This is a genomic window from Burkholderia sp. BCC1996, from assembly GCF_905339955.1.
In the GTDB taxonomy this organism is placed as follows: domain Bacteria; phylum Pseudomonadota; class Gammaproteobacteria; order Burkholderiales; family Burkholderiaceae; genus Burkholderia.
Genome location: NZ_CAJPHM010000040.1, coordinates 1 through 13357, shown reverse-complemented (window position 1 = coordinate 13357; position 13357 = coordinate 1). Strand labels below are relative to the sequence as shown.

The following is a 13357-nucleotide window of genomic DNA, read 5'->3' as shown; positions in this document are numbered from 1 at the left end:
TTGGAGATGACGAAAAAGACCTTGCTGGCCCTCGCGGCCTGCACGATTCCGGCCGCCTCGTTCGCGCAGAGCAGCGTGACGATGTTCGGGCTGCTGGACGCCGGCCTCAGCTACGTGAGCAACGAAGGCGGCCACGGCAACGCGAAATTCGACGACAACATCTTCTTCCCGAACCTGCTTGGTTTCGAGGGCAAGGAGGACCTCGGCGCCGGCACGCGCGCGATCTTCCGGCTCGTCAATCAGTTCTCGCTCGCGAACGGATCGATGATCGGCGGCGGCCTGTTCGCGCGCACGGCCTATGTCGGGCTGCAGAACGACCGCTACGGCACGCTGACGCTCGGCAACCAGTACGAGTTCATGGTCGACGCGCTGGCCGCGAGCGGCAACGAGATCGCGCAGGATCTCGTCGGGCTGTACGGCTTTCGCAACGGCCCGTTCGACAAGCTCGCGCTGCCGAACAACCCGACCGGCGCGTTCGACTGGGATCGCGTCGCGGGCAGCAACCGCGTCGGGAATTCCGTGAAGTACACGAGCGCGTCGATCTCAGGCCTGACCTTCGGCGCGCTGTACGGCTTCGGCAACGTCGCGGGATCGGTCGGCGCGAACAATACGGTCAGCGTCGGCGCGAGCTACGACAACGGCCCGTTCGGCGCGGGCGCGGCCTATACGAACCAGAAGTACGGCGCGGCGGGCGGGCTGCCGGCCACCACCGTGCGCAACTGGGGCGCGGGTGCCCACTACACGCTCGGCACGGTCACGGCGAAGGCGCTCTTCACGACCGTGCACAACGCGTGGAACGGCGCGGGCGCGTGGTCGGCGGAAGCCGGCGCCGCGTGGCATCCGTCGCCGGTCTGGGTGATCGGGGCAAGCTACACGTACATGAAGGGCAACGACACGCTCGACAACGCGCATGCGCACCAGCTCCTGGCCGCCGTCCAGTACTGGCTGTCGAAACGCACAATGGTGTATGTCGCGGGCGTGCATCAGCGTGCAAGCCACGGCAGCAACGCGCAGATCAACGGCGTGATGGATGCGAACGGCGCGTCGAGCGGCGCGCTGCAGTCGGTCGCGCGGATCGGGTTCAGTACGCGGTTCTGATCGACGTCGGCGTTGAACGGAAAACGCCCGCCCGGTCGATGCCGGGCGGGTTTCCGTTGGCGGGTCATGTCGTCAGAAGCGAATGGTCACCGATTTCGGCTCGGTATAAGCGTCGATGAACGACGAGCCATACTCGCGTCCGATACCGGAGCCCTTCGCGCCGCCGAACGGCACGGCCGGGTCGACCAGCGTGTGCATGTTCACCCACACGGTGCCGGCTTCGATCCGCGGCACGTAGCGCAGCGCCTTCGACAGGTCGTTCGTCCACAGGCTCGCGGTCAGCCCGAACGGCGTGTCGTTCATCATCGCGATCAGTTCTTCCTCGTCGTCGAACGGCACGAACGCGCCGACCGGCCCGAAGATCTCCTTGCGATACGAAGCCGATTCCAGCGAGCGCGGCAGCACGATCGTCGGCTTCACGTAGAAGCCGTCACGCGCATACGCGCCGCCGCCGGTGACGATCGTATCGCCCTCCGTGCGCGCGAGTTCGAACGCGTCAAGACACTTGCGGAACTGCGGCTCGTTGCAGACGGGGCCGATCATCCCGGCGTCGTCCATCGGGTCGGCCGGCTGGAAGCTGTCCAGGCGCGCCTTCATCTTCTCGACCACCTCGTCGAACTTCGCGCGATGCACGAAGAAGCGTTCCGCCGACGCGCACACCTGCCCGCTATGCAGGAACCCGGCTTCGACGATGCCGTCGAGGATCTTGTCGACCGGCGTATCCGGCAGGAACGCCGCCGCGTTCTTGCCGCCCAGTTCGAGCGTGAAACGCGTGAAGTTCGCGTTGACAGCCTCCGCGCCGATGATGCGGCCGGTCGGCACCGACCCCGTGAACGACACCTTCGCCACGCGCGGATCGCGGATCACCTTCGCGCCGACCTGGCCCGTGCCGTTGATCACGTTGAGCGTGCCTGGCGGCAGGCCGGCTTCCGTCGCCAGTTCGGCGATGCGCAGCATCGTGAGCGGCGTGAACTCCGAAGACTTGATGAGCACCGTGTTGCCGGTCGCGAGCGCCGCGCCGAATTTCCATACCGGGATCATCACCGGGAAATTCCACGGAATGATCCCGAACACGACGCCCAGCGGTTCGCGCAGCGTGAACGACGTGTAGCGCTCGCCGTTCATGCTCGGGAACGACGGGGCGAGCGTTTCGCCCGCGATCTTCGTCGCCCAGCCCGCGTAATAGCGCAGCCAGCGGGCCGACCAGCCGACTTCGATCACGCGCGACAGCCCGATCAGCTTGCCCGACTGCGCGGTTTCGATCTGCGCGATCTCTTCGCCGTGTGCGTCGATCAGGTCGGCGAAACGCAGCAGGATGCGCTCGCGATCGGCCGGCGTCAGGTTGGCCCACTCGCCGCGGAACGCACGATGCGACGACGCGACCGCGGCCTCGACGTCGTCGTCGGTCGCCTGCGCGACGGAGCCGATCACCGCGCGCGTCGACGGATCGCGCACGTCGATCCGCTCGCCGCGGCCGGCTACAGCGTGGCCGTCGATGTAGTGACCGTGTTCGCGCGCGAGAAACGCGCCGACTTCGTCCAGCATCCGTACCCGTGCCATCTGTGTCCCTCCGGAATTCGAATTGAGTGAAAGGCCCGACTTGCCGGCCGCTCTTCGATTCTAGGGACGCGTCGCGCACGCGGATCGGCGTTGCGTGCACACTTTTGGCTTCAGCGTGCAGATCGGTGCGACGCAACGGTTTCCCTGTGGAAACCACCATTGACGCTGAAAGTCGCCGCTGCCGACGATGATTGCGTTTCGCCCCCGCGTCCGCGCCGAATGCATTAAGCTCGACGCATTCCCCGGCCCTCTCCCTCTTCCGGCAATGGCACACGAACTCGTCGTCGACGCCAGCAACAGCAACGCGAATCTGCGCGACCTGATCGCGGACAGCTTCCTGCCGCTGGTCTTTCACAACACCGGCCCGCAGTTCCGGATGTCGGTGCGGGTTGCCACGGTCGGCGGCCTGCGGATGGCCGAGGTCGACACCACCGCGATCCGCGTCGATCGCGACCGCTCGCTCGCGTCGCGCGCCGACAGCGACTGCTACAAGATCCTGTTCCAGATCGCCGGACAAAGCCGCGTCACGCAGCGCAACGCGGCGTCGACGGTCAATCCCGGCGAGTGGGTGATCTACGATGCGACGCAGCCGTACATGATCGAATCGGCGAACGCGTCGCGCTTCGTCGCGGCATTGACGCCGCCGAGAAGCGGCACGATGTGGCGCTGGTTCGTGGAGCGCGCGGGCGTGCAGGTCCGTCGAACCGTCGGCAATGCGCAATTGGCACTTCAATCGATCCATTACCTGATGGACGGGCAGGTGCCGAACGATCCGGAAAGCCTGTTCGGCTTCGAGCAGTCGACGCTGATGCTGCTCGATTCGGTGATCCGCCGCGAGGCGAGCGATTCGCTGAGCGGCGCCGATGCGCGCAGCGCGACGCTGCGGATGAATGCGGAAATCCATCTGTCGCATCACTACAGCGATCCCGACCTGTCGCCGGACAAGCTCGCGAGTGCGCTGAACGTGTCGCGGCGCACGTTGTACAGCGCGCTGGCCGCGACCGGGCGCACGCCGCAGAGCCTGATCCAGGAATACCGGCTGCAGGCGAGCAAGCGCGCGCTGGAGGATCCGGCGGATCCCAACCGCAACCTGCAAGAGCTGGCGATCGCGTGCGGCTTCTCGGACATCACGCATTTCGGGCGCGCGTTCAAGGCACGGTTTGGATGCAGCCCGGGCGCGTATCGCGTCGCGTGTCGCGGTATTTCGGAGGCGTGAAGCGGGATCACCGCGAACTGCAGCGATTTCGATGAACGATCCCGGGGTCGACGCTCGCGTGCTCCGGGGAAATATGCATCATCAGCAGCCTCGCATCGCCGCCCGGTGTCGACCACACGTGCATTCGTGTCATCCCGGCACGGTTCGACGACGTCGGCCGACGCACATGCGATCGTCCACTTGCGATTCCGGCGTGTCGGCTCGACGGTCCGTTACTGCAAAAAATCGGCGATACCACGCGTATCGCCCCGTCCGGCCTCCGCACAAGTCATTCAACATGATCAGCATTCAATGCGACGCTTGAAGCCGGCACTATGTGCAACACGCGCCACAATCAGGCCCAACTTCCACCCGACGAGCTCCGCATCTTCACCTGATTCCATCACTCGAAAATAATATGCACTACTACGGTGCCAATCCATAGTGCTGACTACCCATTGATGCATCATTTGATGTCTGACATTCTGGAAGCGTGTCAGCGATGCATGGAATGTAACAAACATGAATGGATTTCGTCTTGAAAATGAAATTTCTTGCGCATGCAACGTAGACGGCCCGGACCTTGCGCCCCCCACACGTTCGAAGACGGAATCTCCTGTTGTTTCGCCCGACGAAACAGCCCCCGCACGCCCCGACTGTCTCAGGATTGCCCGCCTGATCGATGTCCTTCGGACACCGGCATGCCATTTCGACGAGAACGGGCGGGTCGTGAGCATCAACGATGCATGGCTTGCCTACGCGGATCGCTCCGCCGAGGCCACGTATCGACTCCAATGGACGGAGTTGATCCATCCGGAGCACCGCTGCACCGCCGAGTCGACACTTCAAGCGGCGCAACCCGGCTCGGTACACGAAACGCTGGAGTGCCGGCTGGCGGGTTCCCACGGCATCGACCAGTGGTTCACCGTCGACCTTCACCGTGTCGACGACGGATGGCTCTGCACCTGCACGAATATCCATGACCTGAAGGCCAAGGAAATCGAACTGAAGAGTCACACGTCGATACAGACGGACATGCTGAATATCAGCATCGACTGCATCAAACTGATTTCGCCGACAGGCAACGTGCTGCACATGAACCGCGCCGGATGCCAGGCGCTGGGCGTCGACGAAGACTCGGGATTCGGTATGCCGTGGCTGCCGCTCCTGCCCGAAGACGTGTGGCCCGACGGAAATGTCGCGCTCGAATCCGCCAGGAACGGTGTGTTCGGCAGGTTTCCCGGGCGCAGCGAGCGTCCGGGGCGCGACGTTCAATACTGGGACAACATGCTGACGCCGATCTTGGACGCCGATGGAAAAACGACCGCCATTCTGTGTGTTTCGAGAGACGTGACGCGCGAGCGCGTGGCGCTCGATCTGCTTCGGCGAAGCGAAGAAAGGCTGGCCATTGCGGCCCGCGTCGGCGGACTGGGAATCTGGGACTACGACATCGCATCGGACACACTGCACTGCGACGAGAACTGGCATCGAATCATGGGCCACGCTCCCGGGAAGGCGATTACCTCGATCGACCAGTTTCGCGCGTTGATTCATCCGGACGACGTCGACAAGGCCATGAAGGTCACTCGGACCGCGGAGGAATTCAATTCGTTCGGCAGGGATTATCGCGTCGAGTATCGCGTCGTTCAGCCCAACGGCGAGATTCGATGGGTTCAGTCCACCGCCTATCCGCAGCATGAAGACGGCGTGACCCAGCGAACGATCGGGTTCGTGCTCGACGTGACGAAGATTCGCCTGGCGGAGCGGCGCCGGGAGGCATGGCTGCACTTCATTTCCCACGACATGCGCTCGCCTCAGGCATCGATTCTCGCGTTGATCGATCTTCAGCGAGCCGCTGAACCGGCCCCGCCCGCCAAGGACCTGCTCGATCGAATTGCCGCGTACGCGCGCCGTACGCTGGCACTGGCCGACGACTTCGTTCTGCTGGCGCGCGCCGAAGCACCGACCTGGTCACTGGTGGAAACGGATATCGGCAGCGTGGTACTCGATGCGATCGACGAACTGTGGGCACTCGCTCAAGCGCGCGGCATCCGGCTCGACGTGAACGTCGGGGACGAGATCTGCATCGCACGCGTGGAACCCTTCCTGCTGATGCGCGCGGTCGTCAATCTCGTGAGCAATGCCATCAAGTTCAGTCCTGGCAATGCGACGGTAACCGTGCGCCTGACCGGCGTCGAACATGGCTACGCCATTTCCGTTGCCGACCACGGGCCCGGCATATCGGCCGAAGCCCAACAACGTCTGTTCGAGCCATTTCAACGGCTGCAAGTCGAACCGCCTCGTTACCCTTCGGGCGCCGGTCTCGGGCTGGCTTTCGTGAAGACGATCGCCAAGCGCTACGGCGGCAACATCGATTTGCATACCCGCCCGGGCGAAGGCTGCACGTTCATCCTGACGTTGCCGGGTGTCTCGTCGACAAATGTTGCCACCTGATGCACGGCCACCACGAAACCTTGCCTCGCGAGAAGCGGAGCAGATTGAAAATCAGGTTTGCTAAATGATCAGTTCACGGTCGGCGCCGACCGTTTTCTCTCGAAGCGCATCGAAGAAGCACCGCATTCACTCGCGCGGTTCAGCCGTCAACTGCCGCAACTGTTCGAGCAGCTTGACCGCAGGACTCGGCAACAAACCGTGCCGACGCCGAAATGCGGTCAACGTGCGCCGCCCGACTACCCCTGGCAATTCGAGCGTATCGAACACCCCCGCCTTGCTCTCCGTCACGTACATCGGTTCGGCCATCCAGCTCAGAAAACCGGATCGGGCGACGAGACTCTTCAGCACGGTGATCGACCGGGTTTCGACCACGACGTTCGGCAAGCCGAGCCCGTTTGCGACGAACACCTGCTGCATGTGCTCGAACGGCGCGGTGCCGCGCGGCGGGATCGCCCACTGCTGATCCAGCGTATCGGCCAGCGTGATCCCGGGCTTTGCCCGCAGCGGGTGATCGAGCGCCGCCACCACGTAGCTGTTGTCCTCCCAGCGACAGTCCTCGATCGCGACGATCTCCTCGGTGTCGGGCATCACCATGCTGAGTGCGAGATCGATTTCGCGCTGCACCAGCGCCTCGGCAAGACGATCCCAGACGCCTTCGATGACGTGAACGCGCAAATTGGGCCACTTCTGCAACACGCCGCTCACGGCGAGCGGCAGCACGAGGCTCGCGATGCTGCCTACCGCTCCGCAGCGAATCGTCCCGCGTGCGAGCCCACGCATCGCGTCGATCTCTTCACGCGCCTGCTCCGCCTCGCGCTGCAACAGAATCGCGTGCGGCAGCAGCGCCTCCCCCACCGCCGTCAGGTGCATGCCGCGCGTATGGCGCTCGAATAAAGGGGCGCCAACCTCGTCTTCGAGCCGGCGGATCGCGCGGCTCAAGGCCGGTTGAGTGACGTGCAAGGTCTCGGCCGCGCGCCCGAGACTACCGGCCGAGGCGATCGTGACGAATGCGTGCAGCTGCTGGAGATTGAAAGTCATGCCTGAAGGTAATGCCTTTTTGTGAAATCGGCAATTTCGGATTCTTCCTGATGTTTCGATAATGCGTTCACCAGAACCGTACTGAACGACAGGAGACTTCAATGGAGCTCAGCCTCCCGCCGCTATGCGCCCCGGCAGTTTCCGCCGCGCGCGCTTGCGCCCGGTCCGGGTGAGAGCGCATGTCGGTCGCCTTCGCGCTGCACGCGCCGAGTGAAGCCCGTCTCGCCGAGGACATCGGCGTCGAAGAAATCCAGGAGACAAACGATGAAGACAGTGTCGATGCTCATCGACCGTGAGGTAGCGTCGCGCGCGCCCGCCGACGACGGCGTCGAGGATGCCGAGGCAGCGGTGGATGCCACGGCCCGCGCATTCCCGATCTGGTCGGGATTCGGCCCGCTCAAGCGGGGCAGCGGCTTCCGGTGCTTCGGCGGCCGCGCGGGTGTCGCGGAATTCACCGACTTGCGGGGGATTACCCTGCAGAGCACTCTCCACCACGATCCGTCCTGAGGAGCACGCCATGCAGATCGCCATTCTGGGTGCCGGTGCGATGGGTTCGTTCTTTGGCGGCCGCCTCGCGCTTGCGGGGCATTCGGTCATCCTGCTCGATATCGACGACGCTCATCTCGCATCGATTCGCAGCCACGGCCTGCGGCTTTCGACCGATTCCGGCGAGCAAATCGTGCGCGATCTCGTCGCACTGAGGCCGGAGGAGGCCGGCAAGCCCGTCGACCTCGTCATCGTCTTCACGAAGACGATGCATACGACCGCCGCACTCGCTGCCGCAAGCGCCGTACTCGGCCCCGACACCGTCATCCTGTCGTTGCAGAACGGCCTGGGGAACGCAGAACGGCTCGCCCGTTCCGTCTCGCCCGACCGGGTCATGGTCGGCGTCACCACGTGGCCCGCCGACAAGTCGGAGCCTGGCGCCGTCAGCTCGCATGGCCAGGGCACGATCCGGCTGATGAACGCGAACGGCACGCATACGAGCGCGCTCGAACAGACCGTGCATGCGTTGAATGACGCAGGCCTCTCGTGCCATGTCGATCCCGACGTCTGGGCCGCGATTTGGGAGAAGGTTGCATTCAACGCCGCCCTCAACAGTCTGTGTGCCGTGACGCAATGCATGGTCGGCGAGTTGACGAATACTCCCGACGGAGAAGAGCTGGCGCTGAAGATCGTCTCGGAGGTGATGGCCGTCGCACGTGCGCTCGGCATTTCGGCAAATGAAGCGCACGTGGCGTCGAATGTGCGCGACGCGCTCACCCATCATCGTACGCATCGGCCATCGATGCTGCAGGACGTGCTGGCCGGCCGGCGTACCGAGATCGAAGCGATCAATGGCGCGGTGGTCGAGGCCGCTCGCAAGGCCGGGGTGGAGGTGCCGTATACGAACAGCCTGGCCTGCCTCGTCAGGCTCGTCGACGCGCGTACACGTCAGTCGGACGGCGCGACGGCTCGACACTGAAGCGCGTGGCGGTTGCCGCCGGGCGCTTCTTCGAAGCGTCCGTCCGTCGACCCATCCACGCAGCTGGCCGCGGTGCGGAGCGTCACGCAAATCGGCGCATCGGCGACGATCACCCGTTCCTCTCGACCTCGTTCCGACCGCACCCTGAACTTCTCGAGGAACGACTCATGCGTCGAGACATGCGCACAGCGCTTGGGCGATCGCATCGAGCGGTGTGCCGGGCCCGAACGTCGCCGCGACGCCCTTCGCCTTCAGATGGCGAATATCCGCGGCCGGAAAGATGCCACCCAACACCACCGGAATCCGGGCGCGATGCAATGCCAGTTCGTCGAGCAGCCCTTCGACGAGCTCGAGGTGGGCGCCGGACAACGACGAAATGCCCACGATATCGGCGCCATGCGCCTGCGCGGCTGCCGCCACGGACGCCGGCTGCTGAAACAGCGGCAGGCGCAGGACGTCGAATCCGGCGTCCTCGAGCGCGGCTGCGTGTTCATGCCGCCGCTAGGCATCGCGGCGACCCGGTGCGGCACGTCCATCGGAATGTTGGCGGCCCGCGCGCCCTCGATGAACAAGCCCGACATCGGGGCGAGCGCGATGCGCATGCCGCCCGACGCCGAACCGGTGATGCCGGCGAGCGAGCTGACCGACACCTGCATCGGCCTCCTCCTCAACATCCGCCCCCCAATAATCCTCCTTGACACCCTATCTTTCGATATATATCTTTAGATATGTTTTACGACATATAGGACACGATCATGCGACACAACTCCTCCCGCGGCCATGCCCGATGCGACGGTCATGGTGCGCATGCGGGCCCTGACTGGTACACCAGTGTCTGGCAACTGATCGGCCGCCATCGGCGCGGCCACGATCCGTTCGGCGGCGGCCCGTTCGGTGGCCGTGGCGGACGCGGCGGCTTTGGCGATTTCGGCGACGACGGCATGCCGCGCGGCCGCCAATTCAGCTCCGACGATCTCCAGCTGCTGCTGCTCGCGCTGGTCGCCGAGCAACCGAGCCACGGTTACGAACTGATCAAGGCGCTCGATACGCGCTCGAACGGCTTCTACAGCCCGAGCCCCGGCATGGTGTATCCGGCGCTCACGTATCTCGACGAAGTCGGCTTCGTCGCGTCGCAGGCGGAAGGCAACCGCAAGCGCTATGCGCTGACCGACGCCGGCCGCGCGCATCTCGACGCACAGCGCGAACGCGTCGACACCTTGTTCGCGCGCCTCACGCACCTCGCACGCAAGATGGAATTCATGCGTCGCGCGTTCGCCGGCGAAGCGGCGGGCAGCGAGGCGCAGGACGACACGCAGCCCGGCTGGCTGCCGGAGTTCGTCGAGGCCCGCCTCGCACTGAAGCGGGCGCTGCTCCACAAGAGCGCGGCCGATGCCGACGAACAGCGGCGCATCGCGGCAATCATGCGCCGCGCGACGGCCGAAATCGAAGGTGGCACCGGCGCGTAACCCGCGCCGTCCCGTCAAAACCCAAGGAGTACGGATTGATGCAGAACCCCTCCGAACGCGCCGTCACGCGCGTGCGCCATACCCTCAAGTTCCGCCTGCTGCAGGTCGTGCGCGTGCACGCTGTGACGCCGCACCTGCTGCGCGTCACCCTCGGCGGCCCCGACCTCGCGGATTTCGAATCGTCGTCGTTCGACGATCACGTGAAGGTGTTCTTCCCGCCGCCCGGCGCCGAACGCCCCGCGATGCCGACGCTCGGCGCGAACGGCCCCGAGTTTCCCCAAGGCGAACCGAAGCCGGTCGCGCGCGATTTCACGCCGCGCCGTTTCGACCGCGCCGCCTGCGAACTCGATCTGGAATTCGTGCTGAACCATCCGGGCCCCGCATCGCAGTGGGCGGCACAGGCACGCGTCGGCCAATGGCTCGGCATCGGCGGCCCGCGCGGATCGTTCGTGGTCCCGATCGATTTCGACTGGCATCTGCTGATCGGCGACGATACGGCGCTGCCGGCGATCGCGCGGCGTCTCGAGCAATTGCCGGCCGGCGCGCGCACGGCAGTCGTGCTGGAAGTCGCGGATCGCACCGCGCAGATCGCGTTCGATACGCGTGCCGACGTGCATGAAATCTGGCGCTTTCGCGCCGAAGCCGACGCCGCGGACGGCGACCTGCTGCTGAACGCGGTGCGCGAGCTGCCGCTGCCGTCCTCCGGCGACGGTTACGTGTGGGCGGCAGGCGAAGCGCAATCGATGCGCGCGGTGCGTCAGCACCTGACCGGCGAGCGCGGCGTCGACAAGTCGCGCATCCGCGCGGCGGCCTACTGGAAGCGCGGCGCGACGGCCGTGCACGAAACGCTGGAAGACTGACGCGGACGGGTGCCCGCGCACGGGCGGGCTTGGCATCGGCGGGGCGGCTGGTATATATCTGTGTCTGCGACGCCGCTGTCGGGCGACAGCCGCCGCAGCCCGCCCAGGAGCGCCCGGTCATGACAAAAGAAAGCCACGCTTCGCCTTTCCTTCGCAACCTGAAGATCGCCGGCTATTGCGGCCTGGCGGTCGTCGTGCTCGCGCTGTTCGTCGCGATGTGCGCGATCCTGAAGGAAAGCGCGCTCGAACGTGACGCCGCGCAGCATCCGGGCGAGACGCCCGAACTGCATGAAGCGGGCGGCGGCCCGTCCGCTTCGGCGGAAGCGGCCAAGACGCCTGGTTGACGGCGTCCGGCCCGGACTTCTCCCGCGTAGTCCTGCCGCTCAGGGCGTGCGCTCGCGCCCCATCAGCACCGCGTGCACGACGTCGCCGATCCGTTCGAGCAGCTCGACCACGCGTTGTCCGTACAGGTGCGCGGCCAGCGCGCCGGCCGTGCCGACCAGCACGCCGCCGGCCATGTCGAACGGCCAGTGCACGCCCGCATACACACGCCCCCATGCAATCGCGACGGCCATCGCGGCCATCACGACGCCGGTCAGCCGCGTGCTGCCGGCGAGCATCATGCCGACCGCGAGACTCCAGGCAAACGTCATGTGATCGCTTGGAAACGAGCTGTCCGGCGCATGCGGAATCAGTTGCGTGCCGATTCCGGCCATGAACGGCCGCGGCGAAAACCAGAAATGCCCGATCACCTGCGCGAGCGCCAGCGCCACACACGTGCCGACGCCGGCCTCGATCGCCTGGCGGCGCGTCGGGCGTTCGCCGAAGATCCAGGTCAGCAGCAGCATCGCGGGCAGCGCATAGACGAGCCAGTCGGCGGCGAAGATCGCGAGGTGGGCAACGCCGGGGTGCGGCGCGGCGCCGGCATTGAAGGCGGAAAACAGGGTGAGATTGAGGTTCTGCATGAATCCGGTTGCGTGGGATGTCGTGACGGGACCGGCGGTGCCGGTCGGATGCGAACGATGCTAGTGCTCACTCGCTTAAGCAGTGCTTAATGCGCCGGGCGACCGGTGACCAGGACCGAGGCCCGCGCGCGAACGCACTTAGAGCCTGTACTGCAACACAAGTTCACACAATTGTCACATTCACGCGCGACTGTCTCCCGTAAAAGCTCACTGACCATCCCGTAAAAGCTCACCTTTTTCACATCGTGGCGTCACCGACCCGTGCGAGTATCGGACCGCTCACGCGCGCCATGCCGTTTGCACCGTTCGTCTCAATATTTGCGTCGCAAATCATTCGAAATCGGCAACAATTAATTCCATATGCGGCATCGCACAACGGCAACGCACAGGCATAGGATTACGAGCTTACGAGCACTCATCCACGAAGCGATCAACAACAAGGAGTCCGCATGAAACCCAGCGATGTCCGATCGAAAGCGTTTGCGATGCCGTTGACCAGCCCGGCCTTTCCGATGGGCCCGTACCGTTTCGTCGATCGTGAGTTTCTGATCATCACGTACCGCACCGATCCGGACCGTCTGCGTGAAATCGTGCCCGAGCCGTTGCAGGTCAAAGAGCCGCTCGTCCATTACGAATTCATTCGCATGGCCGATTCGACGGGCTTCGGCGACTACACGGAAAGCGGCCAGGTGATCCCCGTCGAGTACAACGGCCAGGCCGGCGGCTACACGCTCGCGATGTACCTCGACGATCACCCGCCGATCGCCGGCGGCCGCGAGCTGTGGGGTTTCCCGAAAAAACTCGCGTCGCCCACGCTGCACGTGAACACCGACCACCTGCTGGGCACGCTCGACTACGGCAAGGTGCGCGTCGCGACCGGCACGATGGGCTACAAGCACAAGGAACTCGACATCGACGAGCAGACGAAGCGCCTCGCGGGCCCGAACTTCCTGCTGAAGATCATTCCGCACGTCGACGGCACCGCACGCGTGTGCGAACTGGTGCGCTACTACATGCAGGACATCAGGATGAAGGGCGCGTGGACGGGCCCCGCGTCGCTCGAACTGGCACCGCACGCGCTCGCGCCGGTGGCCGACCTGCCGGTGCTCGAGATCGTCGAAGCGCGCCACCTCGTCGCGGATTTGACACTCGGCCTCGGCGAAGTCGTCTACGATTACCTGGCTCAGTAACACGTCCGCAGTCCTTTCTCCCTGTCAACCCTTTCACCACGGGAATTCGAAATGAGCAACCTGAAT

General features: G+C 64.9%; 14 protein-coding genes and 1 pseudogene. 9 read left to right on the top strand and 6 right to left on the bottom strand.

From position 1 onward, the window contains the following. Positions 1–6 precede the first annotated feature (6 nt). Complete coding sequence (locus tag U4Z64_RS34595; protein WP_321822387.1) at positions 7–1098, top strand: porin; 1092 nt, start codon at positions 7–9, stop codon at positions 1096–1098. A gap of 72 nt (positions 1099–1170) precedes the next feature. Here U4Z64_RS34595 and U4Z64_RS34590 read toward each other — a convergent pair whose 3' ends face one another. Further along, positions 1171–2658, bottom strand: coding sequence for an NAD-dependent phenylacetaldehyde dehydrogenase (locus U4Z64_RS34590; RefSeq protein WP_321822386.1), 1488 nt, complete (start codon positions 2656–2658; stop codon positions 1171–1173). A gap of 265 nt (positions 2659–2923) precedes the next feature. Between U4Z64_RS34590 and U4Z64_RS34585 the strand changes: the two genes are divergently transcribed. After that, positions 2924–3874 carry a helix-turn-helix domain-containing protein gene (locus tag U4Z64_RS34585; RefSeq protein WP_321822385.1) on the top strand — a complete coding sequence of 317 codons (951 nt, stop codon included), beginning with the start codon at positions 2924–2926 and terminating at the stop codon, positions 3872–3874. 281 nt (positions 3875–4155) lie between these two features. On the opposite strand, the gene U4Z64_RS34580 is transcribed toward U4Z64_RS34585, so the two are convergent. After that, the gene (locus tag U4Z64_RS34580) at positions 4156–4377 is read right to left on the bottom strand and encodes a hypothetical protein (protein ID WP_135800937.1); all 222 of its coding nucleotides are present in this window, start codon (positions 4375–4377) and stop codon (positions 4156–4158) included. Positions 4378–4582: 205 nt separating this feature from the next. On the opposite strand from U4Z64_RS34580, the gene U4Z64_RS34575 reads away from it, so the two are divergent. Further along, a complete protein-coding gene (locus tag U4Z64_RS34575; RefSeq protein ID WP_321822384.1) occupies positions 4583–6307 on the top strand; it encodes an ATP-binding protein in 1725 nt (574 codons plus the stop codon). Positions 6308–6433: 126 nt separating this feature from the next. Here U4Z64_RS34575 and U4Z64_RS34570 read toward each other — a convergent pair whose 3' ends face one another. Beyond that, positions 6434–7345, bottom strand: coding sequence for a LysR family transcriptional regulator (locus tag U4Z64_RS34570; RefSeq protein WP_321822403.1), 912 nt, complete (start codon positions 7343–7345; stop codon positions 6434–6436). A gap of 264 nt (positions 7346–7609) precedes the next feature. On the opposite strand from U4Z64_RS34570, the gene U4Z64_RS37700 reads away from it, so the two are divergent. Both U4Z64_RS37700 and U4Z64_RS34560 read left to right on the top strand, forming a co-directional pair. After that, a complete protein-coding gene (locus tag U4Z64_RS37700) occupies positions 7610–7852 on the top strand; it encodes a hypothetical protein (protein ID WP_415750622.1) in 243 nt (80 codons plus the stop codon). 10 nt (positions 7853–7862) lie between these two features. Then, positions 7863–8810: a 2-dehydropantoate 2-reductase gene (locus tag U4Z64_RS34560; protein WP_321822402.1), complete on the top strand. Its 948-nt coding sequence runs from the start codon at positions 7863–7865 to the stop codon at positions 8808–8810. 165 nt (positions 8811–8975) lie between these two features. Here the strand turns inward: U4Z64_RS34560 and U4Z64_RS34555 are convergent, their stop codons facing one another. Both U4Z64_RS34555 and U4Z64_RS34550 read right to left on the bottom strand, forming a co-directional pair. Beyond that, positions 8976–9251 (bottom strand): cobalamin-dependent protein, encoded by a 276-nt coding sequence (locus tag U4Z64_RS34555; RefSeq protein WP_321822401.1) that lies wholly within the window; start codon positions 9249–9251, stop codon positions 8976–8978. Between the two features lie 32 nt (positions 9252–9283). After that, positions 9284–9460 (bottom strand): annotated as a pseudogene (locus U4Z64_RS34550) (GntP family permease); the annotation flags it as partial. 105 nt (positions 9461–9565) lie between these two features. Between U4Z64_RS34550 and U4Z64_RS34545 the strand changes: the two are divergent. The 3 genes from U4Z64_RS34545 (at position 9566) to U4Z64_RS34535 (ending at position 11480) form a co-directional block, all read left to right on the top strand. Continuing rightward, entirely contained in the window at positions 9566–10276 is a 711-nt protein-coding gene (locus U4Z64_RS34545) for a PadR family transcriptional regulator (protein ID WP_044846504.1), read from the top strand. Between the two features lie 38 nt (positions 10277–10314). Beyond that, positions 10315–11136, top strand: a complete 822-nt coding sequence (locus tag U4Z64_RS34540; protein ID WP_321822383.1) for a siderophore-interacting protein — start codon at positions 10315–10317, stop codon at positions 11134–11136. 119 nt (positions 11137–11255) lie between these two features. Then, complete coding sequence (locus U4Z64_RS34535) at positions 11256–11480, top strand: hypothetical protein (RefSeq protein ID WP_321822382.1); 225 nt, start codon at positions 11256–11258, stop codon at positions 11478–11480. Positions 11481–11519: 39 nt separating this feature from the next. Here U4Z64_RS34535 and U4Z64_RS34530 read toward each other — a convergent pair whose 3' ends face one another. After that, positions 11520–12101 (bottom strand): undecaprenyl-diphosphatase, encoded by a 582-nt coding sequence (locus U4Z64_RS34530; RefSeq protein WP_124921568.1) that lies wholly within the window; start codon positions 12099–12101, stop codon positions 11520–11522. A gap of 449 nt (positions 12102–12550) precedes the next feature. Here U4Z64_RS34530 and U4Z64_RS34525 point away from each other — a divergent pair, with 449 nt between their 5' ends. Beyond that, positions 12551–13291, top strand: coding sequence for an acetoacetate decarboxylase (locus U4Z64_RS34525; RefSeq protein WP_044846508.1), 741 nt, complete (start codon positions 12551–12553; stop codon positions 13289–13291). Positions 13292–13357 lie beyond the last annotated feature (66 nt).

What these genes read in the sequence shown, in the direction of transcription:
- U4Z64_RS34585 (WP_321822385.1), top strand. Translation starts at nt 2,924, where the DNA reads ATGGCACACGAACTCGTCGTCGACGCCAGCAACAGCAACGCGAATCTG.
- U4Z64_RS34570 (WP_321822403.1), bottom strand. Translation starts at nt 7,345, where the DNA reads ATGACTTTCAATCTCCAGCAGCTGCACGCATTCGTCACGATCGCCTCG.
- U4Z64_RS34525 (WP_044846508.1), top strand. Translation starts at nt 12,551, where the DNA reads ATGAAACCCAGCGATGTCCGATCGAAAGCGTTTGCGATGCCGTTGACC.
- U4Z64_RS34595 (WP_321822387.1), top strand. Translation starts at nt 7, where the DNA reads ATGACGAAAAAGACCTTGCTGGCCCTCGCGGCCTGCACGATTCCGGCC.
- U4Z64_RS34540 (WP_321822383.1), top strand. Translation starts at nt 10,315, where the DNA reads ATGCAGAACCCCTCCGAACGCGCCGTCACGCGCGTGCGCCATACCCTC.
- U4Z64_RS34590 (WP_321822386.1), bottom strand. Translation starts at nt 2,658, where the DNA reads ATGGCACGGGTACGGATGCTGGACGAAGTCGGCGCGTTTCTCGCGCGC.
- U4Z64_RS34580 (WP_135800937.1), bottom strand. Translation starts at nt 4,377, where the DNA reads ATGTTTGTTACATTCCATGCATCGCTGACACGCTTCCAGAATGTCAGA.
- U4Z64_RS37700 (WP_415750622.1), top strand. Translation starts at nt 7,610, where the DNA reads ATGAAGACAGTGTCGATGCTCATCGACCGTGAGGTAGCGTCGCGCGCG.
- U4Z64_RS34530 (WP_124921568.1), bottom strand. Translation starts at nt 12,101, where the DNA reads ATGCAGAACCTCAATCTCACCCTGTTTTCCGCCTTCAATGCCGGCGCC.
- U4Z64_RS34545 (WP_044846504.1), top strand. Translation starts at nt 9,566, where the DNA reads ATGCGACACAACTCCTCCCGCGGCCATGCCCGATGCGACGGTCATGGT.
- U4Z64_RS34560 (WP_321822402.1), top strand. Translation starts at nt 7,863, where the DNA reads ATGCAGATCGCCATTCTGGGTGCCGGTGCGATGGGTTCGTTCTTTGGC.
- U4Z64_RS34535 (WP_321822382.1), top strand. Translation starts at nt 11,256, where the DNA reads ATGACAAAAGAAAGCCACGCTTCGCCTTTCCTTCGCAACCTGAAGATC.